Origin of the sequence: Streptomyces sp. NPDC091271, from assembly GCF_044757505.1 — a bacterium.
In the GTDB taxonomy this organism is placed as follows: Bacteria; Actinomycetota; Actinomycetes; order Streptomycetales; family Streptomycetaceae; genus Streptomyces.
The window spans coordinates 117,521-134,497 of sequence record NZ_JBIVVD010000006.1; the positions used below are offsets into that span (position 1 = coordinate 117,521).

Sequence of the window (16,977 nt, forward strand, 5' to 3'; positions counted from 1 at the left end):
TCACGTGAAACGGGGAGCACCCCAAGAAAGTCCCAGGTCAGCCCAGGTCGAGGTCCGCCACCGAGTAGACATGGACGTACGGCAGACCGGCCTCGGCGATCGCCGGAGCGGCTCCACGCTCGACGATCACGGCGACGGCCACGACCTCGCCGCCGGCCTCCCGCACGGCCTCCACCGCGGTCAGCGGGGAGCCGCCGGTCGTCGAGGTGTCCTCGACGACGAGGCAGCGACGGCCCTTGACGTCCGTGCCCTCGATGCGGCGCTGCATCCCGTGGGCCTTCTGCGCCTTGCGGACGACGAACGCGTCCAGGCTCTTCCCGCGCGCCGCCGACGCGTGCAGCATCGAGGTGGCCACCGGGTCGGCGCCCAGCGTCAGACCGCCGACGCAGTCGTAGTCCAGCTCGGCGGTGGCATCGAGCATCACCTGGCCGACCAGCGGCGCGGCCTTGCCGTCCAGCGTGATCCGGCGCAGGTCGATGTACCAGTCGGCTTCCAGACCCGAGGAGAGGGTCACTTTGCCGTGTACCACGGCCTTGTCCTTGATCTGCTGGAGCAGCTCAGCACGTACGTCAGTCATGTCAACGAGGGTAAGGGCTGCCGCCGAGGGTCAGAGCCGCGCCCAGCTCCAGGTCGTCGTGATCTCCAGGGGCTCGATCGGGGTGACCAGCCGGGGGGCCGTGTTGAGCCCGTTCGGCGGCCCGGACTGCGGCTCCACGCAGACCGCCTCCGCCTGCTCGTCGTAGATCACCACCCACTCGTCCCGGCTCCTGACCGTCAGCTCCAGCTGCTCGGGCCAGGTGAGCTTCACGTCGACGCCCGCGGGCATCCCGAAGCAGTCGTCCCACGGGCCGGGCCGAGGATCGATCCGGCGGCCGGTCGGCAGGTGGTTGTCGCCGCGCTCCTCCTGCCAGGCCGCGTCGAAGTCGATCCGCACGTCCTGGCCGCCGAGGTTCCGGAGGAACCAGGGGTGCCACCCGGCCTGCGCCGGGAAGGAGTCCCCGTACGTCTCGATGCCGAGGCTCAGCGTCAGCGATTCCTCGGTCAGCTCGAAGGACTGCGTCACCCGGCCCTCGTACGGCCATGGGTCGGCCAGGTCGTAGAAGTAGGCGGCTTCGGCGTCGCCCTCCCGGGCCGGCCGCCAGGAGGTGTCGCGGCCGGTTCCGTGGATGGCGTGCGGTGGGGAGTTGAGCGGCATCTGGTGCGGCTCACCACCGTTGCGGAACAGGCCGTTCTCGGTGCGGCCGCACCACGGCACCATGGGGAAGCAGCCGTACCGCTCGCCCTGGCGCAGCAGTTCGGTGTCCCCGATCCGCAGGCTGCTGATCCGGCAGCCGTTCACGGGGTCAACGGTCAATTCGACGTCGCCGGCGGTCAGCCGGGCGTTCTTCGCAACTCTGCTCACCCCCCCGACACTACTGGCGCGGGGCGGCTCCCTACGGCCGCCTGCGCCGCAGTGCCCTGCCCACCACCACGGCCGAGGCGATCGCCAGGGCGGCTGCCGGGGCGGCCCAGCGGAGCGTGATGCCCGCGGCGCCCGCCTCGGGTGACGGGACGGGGGCGTACCGGCCACGGGGCGGGGCGTGGTCGACCTCCTCCGTGCTGCGTCCGATCATCGTGCGGCGGGCGTGCGCGGCCTCGGCGGGCGGCTCGTCCGGCACGGTGAACTCGATCTCCGCGGAGGGGTCGAGCGACGGCGGCGGCACGGGCGTGTCGAACACGGCCCCCTTGTCCGCGGAGGGCGGCTCGGGAGTCGGCGATCCGGCAGAAGGCGAATCGGCAGACGGCTCGGGGGAAGTGGCCTCGGCAGACGCCGCTCCGGGCTCCCCGGACGCCGCTCCGGGCTCCCCGGACGCCGCGTCGGGCTTCCCGGACGCCGCGTCGGACTCCCCCGCACCGTCCCGCGTCGCCAGGGTCTCCGTCACCAACTGTTGCGTGAAACGGTCCAGCAACCGCTGCGCCGCGGCGAGCGCCGCGGCCGCGTCCAGGTCCACGATGCGACCGTCACCGCTCACCGTGCCGGTGAATCCGATCGTCGTGCCACCGTCCGTCTCCGTGAGGCCGACGGTCAGTGCGAGCTTCGCCGAGCCCGTGCCCCGGGCCTCGACACCCTCCCCGGCCACGGAGAAGGAGTCGCCTCCACCCGAAGGCCGCAGCGTCAGCGCCCCGCGGTACGTGATCGTGTGGCCGTCGGCCCGGAATTTCAGCCGGCCCGCCAGCGGTCCCGCCGACGCGTCGGCATCCTGCTGGAGTCCCGGCACGCAGCGCGCGACGCGGGCGGGATCACCCAGCGTCCGCCGCAGGGCCGGAACCGGAACCGGAACGAACACCTCATGCTCCATACCGACCGAGCCTACTCAGCCCCGGCCGTCCCGTCAGCGCTTCCACCCCGGATACCGTGCGGACCGCGCCGCACCAGCGTGCTCACGGTTCCTCCCAGTACCGCGGGTGGACCAGCGTCGACGGCAGTACCCCCTGCTGCCGCACCCGCTCCGCGGAGCGCCGGCCGGCCAGCAGTTCCCGCTCCCCCAGCGTCCGCAGGGCGGGCACTCCCGGGTCCAGCCCGAGCCGGCCCACCTCCTGCCGGGCCGCCAGCACGAATCCCCAGTCCCTCGGTGCCTCCGCCCCGCCCGCCGCGGCCCGGTCCGGCCCCGCCGCGAACCCGGTGAGGCGCCCGTCGACGCGGTAGGGCCGGGTCGCGAGGCCGCCCGCCCGTACCGACGCCTCCACCGTCCAGAACGTCGTCGGTCTGCTGGCCGGCGGACCCGCGTGCACCACCAGCCGGCCGCCTGGCTCCAGTGCCCCGGCGACCAGCCCGTAGAACTCGGCCGCGTAGAGCTTCGTGCTCGCCGTGATCCCCGGGTCGGGGAGGTCCGAGATCACCACGTCGTAGCGCTCGCGTGCGGTTCGCAGCCATGTGAAGGCGTCCCCGGCGACCGCCGTCAGCCGGGGATCGTCGTACGCGTGCCCGTTCAGCCGGGAGAGCGCCGGGTCCGTACGGGCCAACCGGGTGACGGCCGGATCCAGCTCGACCACCACGACGGACGTGACATCCGGGTAGCGCAGCACCTCACGGGCCGCCAGCCCGTCGCCGCCGCCCAGGATCAGCACCCGCCGGTGGGCGCCCTTCATCGCGGGGTGCACGAGCGCCTCGTGGTAGCGGTGCTCGTCCCGTGAGCTGACCCGGAGCCGGCCGTCCAGATAGAGGTCGAGCGAGCCCCGCCCCGGCCCCGTGAGGACGATCTCCTGTACGTCGGTCTGCACGGCGACCCGCACCTCGTCCCCGTACACCGCGCGCCGCGCCGCGCGCTCGAAGTCGTCGACCAGGACGGAGGCCGTGGCCAGCAGGGCGATCACCACGCAGTTGACCAGGATCAGCAGCCAGCGTGACCTGGTGCCCAGATCGCGCCGGAACACCCACAGCACCAGCGCCCCGCCCGCCGCCGCGTTGACCGCGCCGGTGAACAGCGCCCCGGTCAGCTGGCCCATCATCGGCAGCAGCAGGAACGGGAAGGCCAGCCCGCCGACCAGCGCGCCCACGTAGTCGGCGGCGAAGAGGTCCGCGACCGCCCCGCCGGCGTCCTGCCGGTCGACCCGCTGGATCAGCGTCATCAGCAGCGGGATCTCCGCGCCGATCAGGATCCCGATCGCGAGCGAGAAGCCGACCAGCGCGTAGCGCGACTCCCCGAGCCAGGCGAAGGAGGCGTACAGGATCAGCGCCGACGTGCCGCCGACGAGCGCGAGCGCGGCCTCGATCAGCCCGAACCCCACGGCGGCGCGGCCGCGTAAACGTTTCGCGAGCAGTGAGCCGATGCCCATAGCGAACACCATCACGGAGAGCACGACCGACGCCTGCGTGACCGAGTCACCGATCAGGTACGAGGCCAGCGCGACCAGTTCAAGCTCGTACACCAGACCGCACGCGGCGCAGATGAAGACCACGGCCAGCACGAGGAACCGGCCGGTCCTCGGCCGCACGGGAAGCCCCGCCACGCCCCCTCGCAGCGACATCTGCTGGTCGATCATGAAATGAACGCTACGTGACGGGAAGGTCGCCGCTTGTCACCCACAAGGGTGTAAGTGTCGCGCGCCGGGGCCGCCGCGCACCGCACCGCTCGGGCCCGCGCACTCCCTTCACGACACCGCCGCCGGCACCCGCGCCCCCACCCGCGACCGGGTGACCACCAGCTGCCCCTCCTGCGGATACGCGTGCCAGGTCCGCCAGCGCACCTGGCCCTCCGTCCGCTGCGCGAGCATCGCGGTGAAGGCGTACGGGCTGCCGGGAAACGTCCCCGCCAACCCGTGCGGATGGTCGGCCACCAGCGCGAGCAACTCCTGCGCACGCCCCGCGAACGAGCCCTCCGAAAGCGTCTCGACGCGCGCAGCGAACTCGTAGTCCCAGTCACCCAGGCTCTCGGCGACACCCAGCGGCAGCGGCGTGCTGCTGCCCGGCAGACAGGCCACGGTCTCGGAGCACGTACGGCGCCCCTCCTCCAGCAACACCTGATGAGAGGCGCCGAGCAGCCTCAACTGCACCTTCGCACCCGCTAGTTCGAGGTCGAGTACGGCGAGGGCGGGCAGCGGTTCCCGCCCGAGCGTCCATGCCAGATCGGCGGCTCGGGTATCGGAGTAGGCGGTCTGGAGGGTTGTGAGCATGGATCGGCTCCGCAAAACGCACAGGGACATACGGACAGGAGGCACCCCCGTGCCGGCGCACGCAGGGGAGGAGGGGCCCGATCCGGCCCAACTGGGTTACGCCCAACTGGGTTCCGGGGGCTGAATGTTCTCTACATCGATGCAATCACGAAGTACGTCGCACTCACAGCGCTTTTACCCAACTTGCCGTGGTTTCCATCCCTCAGGGGGCAGGACGGTTCACCTGTTCCCGCGCGCCCAACAAAAAGGTGTCCGGCGGGAGTTCGTTCCCACCGGACACCTCAGGCGCACCCGCCCCGCCCCCCGTACGGGACGGGCGAACCCGTCTCAGTTGCCGCCGCCACCGCCGCAGCCACCACCACCGCCACAGCTGCTGCCGCCTCCGCAGGAGTGCCCGCCGGAGTCACCGCCGCCGCTGTCCCCGGCCCACCAGCTGCCCGAGCTTCCTCCCGAGCCGCTGTCCGAGCTGCGGCGTCCACTGCGCCCGGCGCGCGACGACGGCGCCCTGCTGCGGCCACCGGATCCCGAGGCGAGGGCGGCGATGCCCACCACCACGATCACCAGAAAAACGATGAAGAAGAACGACTCCATCGACCTCACATCCTTCTGTCCCCCGAAGCGAGGTCCCCGCTTCTCGACTGCCCGTTGGATTCCCGCGCCCCGCCGCGGCCAAAGCAGACTTGAGCAACTCCAGAGCTTCGGCACAGGATGGCGCCCATGACACAGGGACGACCGCTGCTCAACCGCCGCCTCACCGAGTTCGGCACGACGATCTTCGCGGAGATGTCGGCGCTGGCCGTACAGACCGGATCGATCAACCTCGGTCAGGGATTCCCCGACACCGACGGCCCCGAGGAGATCCGCGAGGCCGCCGTACGCGCCCTGCGCGCCGGCCACGGGAACCAGTACCCACCGGGCCCCGGAGTCCCCGAGCTGCGCTCCGCGGTCGCGGAGCACCAGCTGCGGCACTACGGGCTGGAGTACGACCCCGACGCCGAGGTCCTGGTCACCACGGGCGCCACGGAAGCGGTGGCCGCCTCTCTGCTGGCCCTCCTGGAGCCCGGCGACGAGGTCATCGCCCTGGAGCCGTACTACGACTCGTACGCCGCCTGCATCGCCATGGCAGGCGGTACCCGCGTCCCCGTCACGCTCAGGCCCCACGAGGGTGCCTACCGGCTCGACCTCGACGAGCTGCGCGCGGCCGTCACCCCCCGCACCCGCCTGATCCTGCTCAACACCCCGCACAACCCGACCGGCACCGTCCTGACCCGTGACGAGCTCGCGGCCGTCGCCGCACTCGCGTGCGAGCGGGACCTCCTGGTCGTCACCGACGAGGTCTACGAGCACCTCGTCTTCGAGGGCGAGCACATCCCCCTCGCGTCCTTCCCCGGCATGCGGGAGCGCACGGTCAGCATCAGCAGTGCGGGCAAGACGTTCTCGCTGACGGGCTGGAAGATCGGCTGGATCACCGCGAGCCCGGAACTGGTCACCGCGGTCCGCTCCGCCAAGCAGTTCCTCACGTACGTCTCCGGCGGCCCGTTCCAGTACGCCGTCGCCGAGGCCCTGCGGCTGCCCGACAGCTACTTCGACGGTCTCCGCACCGACCTGCGCGCCAAGCGCGACCTGCTCGCCGCGGGCCTCGCCGAGGCCGGGTTCGAGGTCTACGAACCCGCCGGAACGTACTTCGTCACCACCGACATCCGCCCGCTCGGCGACGGGAGCGACGGCTTCGCCTTCTGCCGGGCGCTCCCCGGACGCTGCGGGGTCGTCGCCGTGCCGAACGCGGTCTTCTACGACCACCGCGAGCAGGGCGCCCCCTTCGTACGCTTCGCGTTCTGCAAGCGCACGGACGTGCTCACCGAGGCGGTCACCCGGCTGAAGACCCTCCGGGCCTCCTGACCGCCCATGACGGAGGCCCGGCCCGGGCGCCGGCCGTGTGGGCCGCGCTCCGGACCGGGCCTCCGTGGTCCGGCCGGATCAGGCCTCCGTGGGCTCCTCGCCCTCGTCCTTCTTCTCGGCGGGCTCCAGGCCGAGACGCTCCACGAGCCACTTGTCGAACTCGATCGAGGCCCGCACCCAGCTGACCGTCGAGGAGACGAAGTGCTCCAGGCTGACACCGGTGCCGATGAGCATCTGCGCCTCACCGACCAGCCGTACGGAGGCCGCGGTGCCCTCCTCGCCCTCGTGGGCGTGCGTGTAGACCTTGGGCCACAGGGTGCGGCGGTTCCAGTCGTCGATCGCGTCGAGCAGAACGGGCCGCTGGTCCAGGGCGTGGGGGCGGTCGTAGAAGGTCCGGACGGAGAAGACCTGCTGCTCCTCCTCGCCGCGGAACATGAAGTACGTCCGGAAGTCTTCCCACGGCGCGGCGAGGTCGCCCTCGTCGTCGACGACGAACTTCAGCTCCATCTGCTCGAGAAGCTGCTTGACGAGGTCCTGGTCGGGGACCACGGGGCCCTCGGGGCCTGACGTCTGCGGTTCGGGCTGACCCCCGAAGTTGGGGATCGAGGACGGGTCGATAGACATCGCTGGGTACTCCTGTGGATCGCACGTGGTTTCCTGGCTTCGACCCTAGCCGCCATCGCGGCCGGTGGTCCTATGCGCTCAGGGGAATCGTCCCCGCGCTCGTTCCCCTGGCACGCGACCAGGAAACCGCGACCAGGACCGCGCAGAGTGTGCCGACGAGGCCCGCCCCTCCGATCGTCTGCGCCGAGGACCCGGACAGCTCCGCGGCCAGGCCGCCCCCCGCGACGCCGATCCCCTGCATGGCGGTCAGCCCCGACCTGGCCAGGCCCAGTGCCTGACCGCGCTGATCGGCCGGGGTGAGCAGCACGAAGGTCGCGCCCGCGGTGATCTGGTAGGCGGAACAGAGGCCCGACACCAGCAGGACCAGCAGGGCCACGCCCACACCGGGGCCCGCCCAGTAGACGACCAGCGGAAGGTTCGCGCCCACCGCCAGCGGCCCGAGCAGCCGGCGGCGCCGCTCCACGTCGAAACCCGCGCGCCCCAGGAACGCCGCGCCCAGGACCATGCCGGTGGGATGCGCGGCGAGCAGGAGCCCCACCGACGCGGCGCCGGCGCCGGCCTCCTCGGCGAAGGGGGCGGCCAAGCCCTCCGGCAGCACGATGAACCCGGCCAGCCAGCCGAGCGCGACCAGCGACCGCAGCCGGGGGTCCGACCAGATCAGTGCGGCGGCCTTCCCGACCTGGGTGTGCATCCGCTTCGGCGGGGCGTCGGCTTCCCTGTCCACCGGCCTTGCCTTCACACCCAGTCTGATCAGGGCCGCGGAGATCAGGAACGTCACCGCGTTCAGCCCGAGGGAGACATGGCTGCCCAGCCAGACGACGAGCACCCCTCCGACGGCGAAGCCGACCAGCTGTCCGGCCTGGTGGGTGATCAGCATGACCCGCTGCCCCCGCTCGTACAGGCGCTCGCCCAGGACGGCCGGCATGAGGGCGCCCTGCGACGCCCCGAAAGGCGCCTCGGCGAGCTGGGCCAGCACCAGGAGCCCGGCGAGCAGCGGCAAGGGCGTACCGGGCAGGGCCATGAGTCCGACGAGGACGGCGCGCACCAGATCGCAGCTGATCATGACCGTGCGCCGGGGGAAACGGTCGGCGAGACCGGTGAGGAGCACCCCGGACAGCAGGGCGGGCAGGCTCGTCAGGGCGTAGGTCGCCGCGGTCCAGCCGGCCGACTCGGTGCGTTCGAACACCAGCAGCGACAGCGCCACCCGCGCCAGCTGGTCACCCAGCACCGACTGAGCAAAAGCCGCCCACAGCGTACGAAATTCGCTCAGCCGAATGAGGCTGTCACTTTTGCAATCCACCGGCTCCGCACTCTGCTCACCGGGTATCCGCTCCGTCATGCGCGTACCTTACCGGCTTCGGAATTCGGACCGGCCCACCCCCGACTCAAAGGAAATGGGCCCGGAGTGTCCTGATATTGCGCGGAACACGATCACCCGCACAGCCGCCCCGCTGGTTCCGACCGAGCGCACAGATATGTATCGCCCCGGTACAAAAGGCATGGTCCGGACCGTATCGCGCCCCCCATTCGGCCACGGAATTGAAATTTTCGGCTCAATTTGGTGGGCCGTTCCACCGATGATGCGTGCCGGATGCACACATCAATGCGGACGCGGGCCGTACACACCTGTGTCCCCGGCCGGGACGCGAGGTCTCCGGCCGGGGACACCGGCTACCGCCTACAGGGTCTTCGCCGCGGTCGCGGTGCCCACGATCAGTCCGTCACCGGCCCGGTCGACCCGGACCGTGTCGCCGTCCTTGACCTCGCCCGCGAGGATCTCCTTCGCGAGCCGGTCGCCGATCGCGGTCTGGATGAGCCGGCGCAGAGGCCGCGCGCCGTACGCCGGATCGTTGCCCTCCACGGCCAGCCAGGCCAGGGCGTCCGGGGTGACGTCGAGCTGGATCCGGCGGTCGGCCAGCCGGCCGGCGAGACGGGCCACCTGAAGCCCCGCGATGTGCGCCAGCTCGTCTCCGGAGAGGGCGGAGAAGACGACCAGGTCGTCGAGCCGGTTGAGGAACTCCGGCTTGAACGAGGCCCGTACGACCTCCAGGACCTGCTCCTTCTTCACCTCGGGCTCGATCAGGGGATCGATCAGGAACTGACTGCCCAGGTTCGACGTGAGGATCAGGATGGTGTTGCGGAAGTCCACCGTCCTGCCCTGCCCGTCCGTGAGCCGGCCGTCGTCGAGCACCTGGAGCAGGATGTCGAAGACCTCGGGGTGGGCCTTCTCGACCTCGTCCAGCAGCACGACGCTGTACGGGCGCCGACGGACCGCCTCCGTGAGCTGGCCGCCCTCCTCGTAACCGACGTAGCCGGGCGGGGCCCCGACGAGCCGGGCGACGCTGTGCTTCTCCCCGTACTCGCTCATGTCGATGCGGATCATGGCCCGCTCGTCGTCGAACAGGAAGTCGGCGAGCGCCTTGGCCAGCTCCGTCTTGCCGACCCCGGTCGGGCCGAGGAAGAGGAACGAGCCGGTGGGACGGTCGGGGTCGGCGATCCCCGCCCGGGTGCGACGTACGGCGTCCGACACGGAGCGCACGGCCTCGGTCTGGCCGATCAGCCGCCTGCCCAGCTCCGACTCCATCCGCAGCAGCTTCTGGGTCTCGCCCTCCAGGAGGCGTCCGGCCGGGATCCCGGTCCAGGCTCCGACGACGTCGGCGATGTCGTCCGGGCCGACCTCCTCCTTGACCATCGTGTCCTTGTCCTGGGCGGCCTCCTGCTCGGCCTCGTCGGCCTCGGCCAGCTCCCGCTCCAGGCCGGGGATCTCCCCGTACAGCAGCTTGGAGGCGGTGTCGAAGTCGCCGTCGCGCTGGGCGCGTTCGGCCTGGCCGCGCAGCTCGTCGAGGCGCTCCTTGAGCTCACCGACGCGGTTCAGGCCCTGCTTCTCCTTCTCCCAGCGGGCGGTGAGGCCGCGCAGCTCCTCCTCCTTGTCGGCGAGGTCGCGGCGGATCTTCTCCAGGCGCTGCTTGGAGCCCTCGTCGCTCTCGTTCTTGAGCGCCAGCTCCTCCATGTGCAGACGGTCGACGGACCGCTGGAGCTCGTCGATCTCCAGGGGGGAGGAGTCGATCTCCATGCGGAGCCGGGAAGCCGCCTCGTCGACGAGGTCGATGGCCTTGTCGGGGAGGAACCGGGAGGTGATGTAGCGGTCCGACAGCGTCGCGGCGGCCACCAGCGAGGAGTCGGCGATCTGGACCTTGTGGTGCGCCTCGTAGCGGCCCTTGAGGCCGCGCAGGATGGCGATGGTGTCCTCGACGGACGGCTCGGCGACCATGACCTGCTGGAAGCGGCGCTCCAGGGCGGGGTCCTTCTCGATGCGCTCGCGGTATTCGTCCAGCGTGGTGGCGCCGACCATGCGGAGCTCACCCCGGGCGAGCATCGGCTTGAGCATGTTGCCCGCGTCCATCGCGGAGTCGCCGCCGGCGCCCGCGCCGACGACGGTGTGGAGCTCGTCGATGAAGGTGATGACCTGCCCGTCGCTCTCCTTGATCTCGGAGAGGACGGTCTTGAGGCGTTCCTCGAACTCGCCGCGGTACTTGGCGCCCGCGACCATCGCGCCGAGGTCCAGGGAGACGAGCCGCTTGTTCCGCAGGGACTCGGGTACGTCGCCCTTGACGATGCGCTGGGCGAGGCCCTCGACGACGGCCGTCTTGCCGACCCCGGGCTCACCGATGAGCACCGGGTTGTTCTTCGTACGGCGCGACAGCACCTGCACGACGCGGCGGATCTCCTGGTCACGGCCGATGACCGGGTCGAGCTTGCCCTCGCGGGCGGCGGCCGTGAAGTCCGTACCGAACTTCTCCAGCGCCTTGTACTGGCCCTCGGGGTCGGGAGTGGTCACCCGGCGCCCTCCCCTGCTCTTCTCGAATGCGTCCAGCAGCCTCTTCGCACTGGCTCCCTGCCCGTCGAGGATCTCACCGGCGCGGCCACCCTTCGCCGCGAGGGCGATCAGCAGGTGCTCGGTGGAGAGATAGTCGTCGCCGAGCTCCTTGGCGCGCTGGTCGGCGTCGGCGATGACGGCGAGCATGTCGCGGCTCGGCTGCGGCGGGGCGACGGTCGAGCCGGTCACGCTGGGCAGCGAGCTCAGGAGCCGCTCGGTCTCCTCGCGCACGGCCACCTGGTCGGCGTCGACGGCGGCCAGCAGGTCGGTGATGTTCGCGTTGTCCTCGCCCGCGAGCAGCGCAAGCAGCAGGTGCCCGGGGGTCAGATCGGGATGACCGTCCTTGACGGCCCTGCTGGTGGCCGCGTTCAGGGCGTCCCGGCTCTTGTTGGTCAGCTCGGCGTCCACGGGCGCTGTCTCCTCCTCGTACTGGTGCTTACAGGACTTTGACTCGAACAACGGGTACAAAGTTGAGTCTATTCCACTCAAGGCCGATGCGGCGCCTTCCCTCCCCGTCCGTATGCCCCCTCTCTAGGCTGACCCCATGCCTGACGTACGCAACCCCGGCCCCGGATACCTCGCCTTCTGGCGGGAACGCCATGTGTGCACCCTGACCACGCTCCGCCCGGACGGCACACCGCATGTGGTGCCCGTGGGGGTGACCTACGACCCGGAGACGCGGATCGCCCGCGTCATCACCGGCGGGAACACCAGAAAGGCCGCCCACGTCCGGGCGGCGGGCCCCGGGGGCGCGCGGGTCGCGGTCTGCCAGATGGAGGGGCGCCGCTGGGCGACCCTGGAGGGCCGCGCGGTGGTCCGCACGGAGCCCGAGGAGATCCAGGACGCGGTACGCCGCTACGCGGAGCGCTACGAGCGCACCCCTCGGCACAACCCGGAGCGGGTCGTCATCGAGATCGCCGTCGACAGGGCGCTCGGAAACGCCTAAGGGCTGTCCCGTAATACCTGGTGGATCAGCGCACGGCGTCAGATGCGGTGCATCGCAGGGCGGAGGGGCGTTCGCATACTGGATGTATTCGGGCGTTCCGACAACGCAGCGAGGTGCCGTAGCTGTCGTCGTGCGCCCGCCAGGTTTTACGGGACAGCCCTTAGGAATGCCGAATTGATTCCGGGCAGCACAACGGCGCCATCGTGTTCAGGTCACGATGGCGCCGCTGTGTGGGGGAAGTGCCGGAACGATATGGAACGACGGGGGAATCGTTCAGGCACTGCGGGGGGTGGCGGAAATGGCTTCTTGCTCGAACAGTTCATGGTCGCGCTGATCGAGATTTACGAAAATCATGCCGTACCTCACGGCACAGCGAACCGGTTGCGGGGCTCCGCGTGGCCGGCGAAGACAGCGATAGGCGCGGATATCGTCATCCGTTTCCATCACGACGACAATCGGCTCTCCGAACAGGGTGACCATCAACGAATCGCCCTGGCGGGTAAGTGCCGTGAGCAGATCGATGAAATGCCACCCTGAGCGATACGCCGTGGCCATCTCCCGCCGGAAGGTGCGGTCGTCCGGTGGGGTGGTCATGCCGCGGTGCCGGTCGGAGCCGCACCCCACGTGATGTCACCCGGAGCGACCCCCCATGTGATGTCACCCGCGTTCGCACCCCACGTGATGTCGGCAGGAGCCGCACCCCACGTGATGTCACCCGCAGCCGCACCCCATGTGATGTCGCCGGGCACGGCCGACGCCTGCTCGGCCTGCGCAGCCCCCCAGGTGATGTCGTGGGCTCCCGACGCACCGTAGGCCAGGGCCCCCACGAAAGCTGTGGCAAGCACCGAGCGAAGCATTCGCTTAGACATTTCGGCTTCGTCCTCACTTGATGGATTCATCTCCCCCGCTCTCAAGACGATGTCTCACGCGGACACGCAAGCACCACTGGATCGATGCATCATGTTCTTGCACGTTCAGGAACATGGGGGGTGGAGATATGGATACATGCGACTCAAATGGGGCGCATCGGCACGGGATCACCCAACTATGCGATGCGGGGCAGCGCCTCTACGCAAGTGCGCTGCGGTCCGGCCGCATACCGCGTTCCGAGGTGGAGCCGGCTCCGTGCCTGATGGACTTCGCCCTGCTCCACCCCGACCCGGACGATGCCGACTGGCTACGCCCCGTGCCTCCTTCGGCGGCCCTCGCCCAGCGGCTGCACCCCATCGAGAGGGAGATCCAGGAGCGCAGACGCCATTCCCTGGAACTCACCGAGTCGTTCGAACCTTTCATGGACATCAGCGCCCAGGATCCGCCCACGACGCACGCAATCACCGTGCTCGAAGGCGGTACCCGCATCAACGCGGCCATCGACGTGGCCACGGCGGAGTGCCGCAGCGAAGTGCTCACCGTGCAGCCAGGAGGGGCCCGGAGCGAGGACATCCTCAGCAAGGGGCTGGAGCGGGGACGAGCCGTGGTGAACCGCGGCGTCAGCATCCGCACCCTCTACCAGCACACGGTCCGCCATCATCACGGGACGTTCGCGTACGCGGAGCGGCTCGCCGAGGGGGTGGAGATACGTACGCTCGAGGAGCTCGTGCAGCGCATGCTCATCTTCGACCGCGCGGTCGCCTTCATTCCCGCTCAGGACGACCTGACGGTCGCGCTGGAACTCCGGCACCCGGGCCTCGTCTCCTACCTGATCAACGTCTTCGAGCAACTCTGGCAACGCGCCACCCCCCTGCTGGAGGATGTCTCCTACACCCCCACTCCCGCCGGGATCAGCGGGGTGCAGCGCTCCATCGCCCAACTGCTGGTCGAGGGCCACGTGGACGACTCCATAGCCCGGAGGCTCGGCATGAACGTACGCACGTGCCGTGCGCACATAGCCAAGCTCAACGCCGCGCTCGGCAGCGGCAGTCGGGCCCAGCTCGGCTACCTCATCTCGCAGTCGGGAATCCTGGACCAGCAGAGCTGACGGCCGAGGCCCCCGGCGGGCGAGGGGCCGCCGCCCGACGGCGAGCGGTACGGCCCGCGTACCCGGGCGGTCCCCCACGGCCACAACAGGTCCACACTCCACCAGGCCACTAGGCTTGCGCCACCGGCAACTTGTTGCAGTGCACAAAACGGGGGGCTCCCAGATGGGAACAGAACCGGTGCAACCGCCGCACAGCCACGGGCCGAGAGAACTCTGCGGTCCCGGACTCGAGCTGTACGAGCGGGCGTTGCGCCAGGGGCGGATCGCCCGTTCGGAGCTCGGCGCCGCACCGTGCCTCACCGACGGGGCGCTGGTCCAGGCCGATCCCTGGGACGAGAACTGGCTGCGCCCCGTCCCGCCGTCGGCAGCCCTGGCCCGCCTGTTGCAGCCGCTCACACGCGAGATAGACGAGCGCGTGGAGCGGACGCTCGAACTGACGCGGTCCCTGGCGCCCCTGTCCGTCATAGCCAACGGTGACCCCCATCTGGCCATCACCATGCTGGAAGGGCCCGAAGCGATACGGACCGCCATCCAGGAGGCCACCTCCCAGGCCACGGACGAGGTCCTCACGGCACAGCCGGGAAGCACCCGTCCCCGTGCCACCCTGCGGACGGCCCTGGACAACGCCACGACCGCCATCGCCCGGGGCGCCGGGCTCCGTCACATCTACCAGCACCCAGCCCGCTACAGCACCCAGGTGCGGGAATACCTGCGTCAGGTGCCGGCCGAGTCCCTCCAGGTGCGCACCACCGAGCTGACCGTGGAGCGGCTTCTCATCTTCGACCGCACGGTGGCCTTCATCCCCGCCACCGCCGACCGCGGTGCGGCGCTGCAGATCCGCCACCCCGCCCTCGTCCGCTACCTCGTCCAGGTCTACGAGGTCCTCTGGGCGCAGGCCACCCCGTTCACCCAGCAACTCCCCACGACCACCCCGGGGATCCAGGCCACGGCCGTCCAGCAGAGCATCGCCCGGCTCCTCAGCGAGGGCCATGTCGACGACGCGGTGGCCCGCCGGCTGGGCATCAGCATCCGCACCTGCCGCTCCCACATCGCCAAGCTGATGCAGGTGCTGGGCGCCACCAGCCGGACCCACCTCGGCGTCCTGATCACGCGGTCGGGCCTCGTGGACTCCGCCGCGGCCACGGGGAAGGGGCCCGCCCCGGAGTCGTGAGACTCCGCGACGGGCCCCTTCCGGCCCGGTCAGTCCTTCGGCCTCTTCGGCCGCCAGACCACCAGTGCGCTCGTCTGCTGCACATCCTGGTACGGCACCAGATCACGCCGGTAGGAGGCGTGCACCTGGGCCTCGCGCTGCTGCATGGCCACGGCCGCGCCGTCCACCGCCGCCGAGAGCTCGGCGACGCGCTGCTGGAGCGCGGCGACCTGGTTCTCCAGCTCGATGATGCGTTTGATGCCCGCGAGGTTGATGCCCTCGTCCTGCGACAGCTGCTGCACGGTGCGCAGCAGTTCGATGTCACGGGCCGAGTAGCGCCGTCCGCGCCCGGCCGTGCGGTCGGGCGAGACCAGGCCGAGGCGGTCGTACTGGCGCAGTGTCTGCGGGTGCAGGCCCGAGAGCTGGGCCGCGATCGAGATGACGTAGACCGGTGATTCGTCGGTCAGCTGGTACGGATTGCGTCGACGGCCGTCCATCTCAAGCTCCCTTCGCAGCCTGGAACAGCTCCGCCCGCGGGTCCTCCCCCGCGGTCGCCTTCCGGTAGGCCTCCAGCGCGTCCTGGGCGTCCGCGCCGAGCTCCGTGGGCACGGACACCTCGACGGTGACCAGGAGGTCGCCGCGGGTGCCGTCCTTGCGCACGGCGCCCTTGCCCCGGGCCCGCATCGTACGGCCGTTGGGTGTGCCGGCCGGGAGTTTCAGGGTGACCGGGGGCCCGCCGAGCGTGGGGACCTTCACCTCGCCGCCGAGCGCCGCCTCCGGGAAGGTGACGGGCACGCTGACGGTGAGGTTGTCGCCCTTACGGCCGAAGACCGGGTGGGCGTCGACGTGGACGACGACGTAGAGGTCGCCGGCCGGGCCGCCGCGCTCGCCCGGACTGCCCTTGCCGCGCAGCCGGATCCGCTGGCCGTCCAGCACCCCCGCGGGGATCCTGACCTGCATCGTGCGGGCCGACTTGGCACGGCCGCTGCCCTTGCAGACCTCGCAGGGGTCCTGGGCGATGAGGCCCCGGCCCTTGCAGTCCACACAGGGATCGGTGAGCGAGAATCCGCCGCCCGTGCCCCGCGACACCTGGCCGGTGCCGACGCACGTCGGACAGACCCTCGGCGTGCCGTGCTTGTCGCCGGTGCCCGAACACGCCTTGCAGGGGGCCTGGCTGGACATCCGCAGCGGGACCGTGGCCCCGTCGACCGCCTCGGTGAAGCTGAGCGTCACCTCGGACTCGATGTCCTGGCCACGGCGCGGCTGGACACGTGTGCCCGCGCCACCGCGGTTGAACAGTCCGCCGAAGACATCGCCCAGGCCGCCACCGCCGCCTCCGCCGAAACCGCCGGCGCCGGCACCCTGGCCACCGCCCGGGGCGCCCCCGAAGAGGTCGCCCAGGTCGAAGTTGAAGTTGCCGCCCGCACCGCCGGGTCCCGCCCGGAAGCCTCCGTTGCCGAAGAGGGCCCGCGCCTCGTCGTACTCCTTGCGCTTCTTGGGGTCGCCGAGGATGTCGTTCGCCTCGGAGATCTCCTTGAAGCGCTCCTCGGCCTTGGCGTCACCCTTGTTGGCGTCCGGGTGGTACTCGCGGGCGAGCTTCCGGTACGCCTTCTTGACCTCGGCGTCGGTGGCGTCCTTGGGGACGCCGAGAACCTTGTAGTAGTCCTTCTCGACGAAGTCCTTCGTGCTCATCGACGTCCCTCCTTCCGGACGATCGGCCGTGGGGGGGGGGGGGGGGGCGGGCCCCCCCCCCCCCCCCGGGGGGGGCCCGGGGGGGGGGGGGGGGGGGGGCCCGGGGGGGGGCCGCCCCCCCCCCCCGCCGGCCCCGCGGGGGCTCGCGCCCCCCCCCC

General features: G+C 70.8%; 17 protein-coding genes. 4 read left to right on the forward strand and 13 right to left on the reverse strand.

The window, feature by feature from the left end; genetic code table 11:
- Nucleotides 1-37 precede the first annotated feature (37 nt).
- From pyrE to ACIQM3_RS24660, 6 genes are all read right to left on the reverse strand, one after another.
- Nucleotides 38-577, reverse strand: coding sequence for an orotate phosphoribosyltransferase (gene pyrE, locus ACIQM3_RS24635; RefSeq protein WP_356717009.1), 540 nt, complete (start codon nt 575-577; stop codon nt 38-40).
- Between the two features lie 30 nt (nt 578-607).
- Complete coding sequence (locus ACIQM3_RS24640; protein WP_401627622.1) at nt 608-1,402, reverse strand: aldose 1-epimerase; 795 nt, start codon at nt 1,400-1,402, stop codon at nt 608-610.
- Between the two features lie 31 nt (nt 1,403-1,433).
- Nucleotides 1,434-2,339, reverse strand: a complete 906-nt coding sequence (locus tag ACIQM3_RS24645) for a carbon monoxide dehydrogenase (protein WP_401627623.1) — start codon at nt 2,337-2,339, stop codon at nt 1,434-1,436.
- 82 nt (nt 2,340-2,421) lie between these two features.
- Nucleotides 2,422-4,023, reverse strand: a complete 1,602-nt coding sequence (locus ACIQM3_RS24650) for a polyamine aminopropyltransferase (protein WP_401627625.1) — start codon at nt 4,021-4,023, stop codon at nt 2,422-2,424.
- A gap of 108 nt (nt 4,024-4,131) precedes the next feature.
- A complete protein-coding gene (locus tag ACIQM3_RS24655; protein ID WP_401627627.1) occupies nt 4,132-4,653 on the reverse strand; it encodes a DUF2617 family protein in 522 nt (173 codons plus the stop codon).
- Nucleotides 4,654-4,980: 327 nt separating this feature from the next.
- On the reverse strand, nt 4,981-5,244 hold the full coding sequence (locus ACIQM3_RS24660) for a hypothetical protein (protein ID WP_401627628.1): 264 nt from the start codon (nt 5,242-5,244) through the stop codon (nt 4,981-4,983).
- Nucleotides 5,245-5,370: 126 nt separating this feature from the next.
- Between ACIQM3_RS24660 and ACIQM3_RS24665 the strand changes: the two genes are divergently transcribed.
- Entirely contained in the window at nt 5,371-6,552 is a 1,182-nt protein-coding gene (locus ACIQM3_RS24665) for a pyridoxal phosphate-dependent aminotransferase (RefSeq protein ID WP_401627629.1), read from the forward strand.
- A gap of 78 nt (nt 6,553-6,630) precedes the next feature.
- Here the strand turns inward: ACIQM3_RS24665 and ACIQM3_RS24670 are convergent, their stop codons facing one another.
- From ACIQM3_RS24670 to clpB, 3 genes are all read right to left on the reverse strand, one after another.
- Entirely contained in the window at nt 6,631-7,176 is a 546-nt protein-coding gene (locus ACIQM3_RS24670; protein ID WP_104787131.1) for a YbjN domain-containing protein, read from the reverse strand.
- A gap of 70 nt (nt 7,177-7,246) precedes the next feature.
- Entirely contained in the window at nt 7,247-8,515 is a 1,269-nt protein-coding gene (locus ACIQM3_RS24675) for an MFS transporter (RefSeq protein WP_401627631.1), read from the reverse strand.
- Between the two features lie 339 nt (nt 8,516-8,854).
- A complete protein-coding gene (clpB, locus tag ACIQM3_RS24680) occupies nt 8,855-11,461 on the reverse strand; it encodes an ATP-dependent chaperone ClpB (protein ID WP_401627632.1) in 2,607 nt (868 codons plus the stop codon).
- 136 nt (nt 11,462-11,597) lie between these two features.
- On the opposite strand from clpB, the gene ACIQM3_RS24685 reads away from it, so the two are divergent.
- The gene (locus ACIQM3_RS24685; RefSeq protein WP_401627634.1) at nt 11,598-11,999 is read left to right on the forward strand and encodes a pyridoxamine 5'-phosphate oxidase family protein; all 402 of its coding nucleotides are present in this window, start codon (nt 11,598-11,600) and stop codon (nt 11,997-11,999) included.
- Between the two features lie 273 nt (nt 12,000-12,272).
- On the opposite strand, the gene ACIQM3_RS24690 is transcribed toward ACIQM3_RS24685, so the two are convergent.
- Nucleotides 12,273-12,593: a (2Fe-2S)-binding protein gene (locus tag ACIQM3_RS24690; RefSeq protein WP_033296620.1), complete on the reverse strand. Its 321-nt coding sequence runs from the start codon at nt 12,591-12,593 to the stop codon at nt 12,273-12,275.
- Entirely contained in the window at nt 12,590-12,844 is a 255-nt protein-coding gene (locus ACIQM3_RS24695; RefSeq protein WP_401627636.1) for a 5'-nucleotidase, read from the reverse strand. Before ACIQM3_RS24695 ends, ACIQM3_RS24690 begins: the two co-directional genes overlap by 4 nt.
- 287 nt (nt 12,845-13,131) lie before the next feature.
- Here ACIQM3_RS24695 and ACIQM3_RS24700 point away from each other — a divergent pair, with 287 nt between their 5' ends.
- Complete coding sequence (locus ACIQM3_RS24700) at nt 13,132-13,977, forward strand: helix-turn-helix transcriptional regulator (protein ID WP_401628365.1); 846 nt, start codon at nt 13,132-13,134, stop codon at nt 13,975-13,977.
- 163 nt (nt 13,978-14,140) lie between these two features.
- Nucleotides 14,141-15,148: a LuxR C-terminal-related transcriptional regulator gene (locus ACIQM3_RS24705; protein WP_401627638.1), complete on the forward strand. Its 1,008-nt coding sequence runs from the start codon at nt 14,141-14,143 to the stop codon at nt 15,146-15,148.
- Between the two features lie 29 nt (nt 15,149-15,177).
- Here ACIQM3_RS24705 and ACIQM3_RS24710 read toward each other — a convergent pair whose 3' ends face one another.
- Both ACIQM3_RS24710 and dnaJ read right to left on the reverse strand, forming a co-directional pair.
- Entirely contained in the window at nt 15,178-15,624 is a 447-nt protein-coding gene (locus ACIQM3_RS24710) for a heat shock protein transcriptional repressor HspR (RefSeq protein WP_014155378.1), read from the reverse strand.
- Between the two features lies 1 nt (nt 15,625).
- Complete coding sequence (gene dnaJ / locus ACIQM3_RS24715) at nt 15,626-16,819, reverse strand: molecular chaperone DnaJ (RefSeq protein WP_401627640.1); 1,194 nt, start codon at nt 16,817-16,819, stop codon at nt 15,626-15,628.
- Nucleotides 16,820-16,977 lie beyond the last annotated feature (158 nt).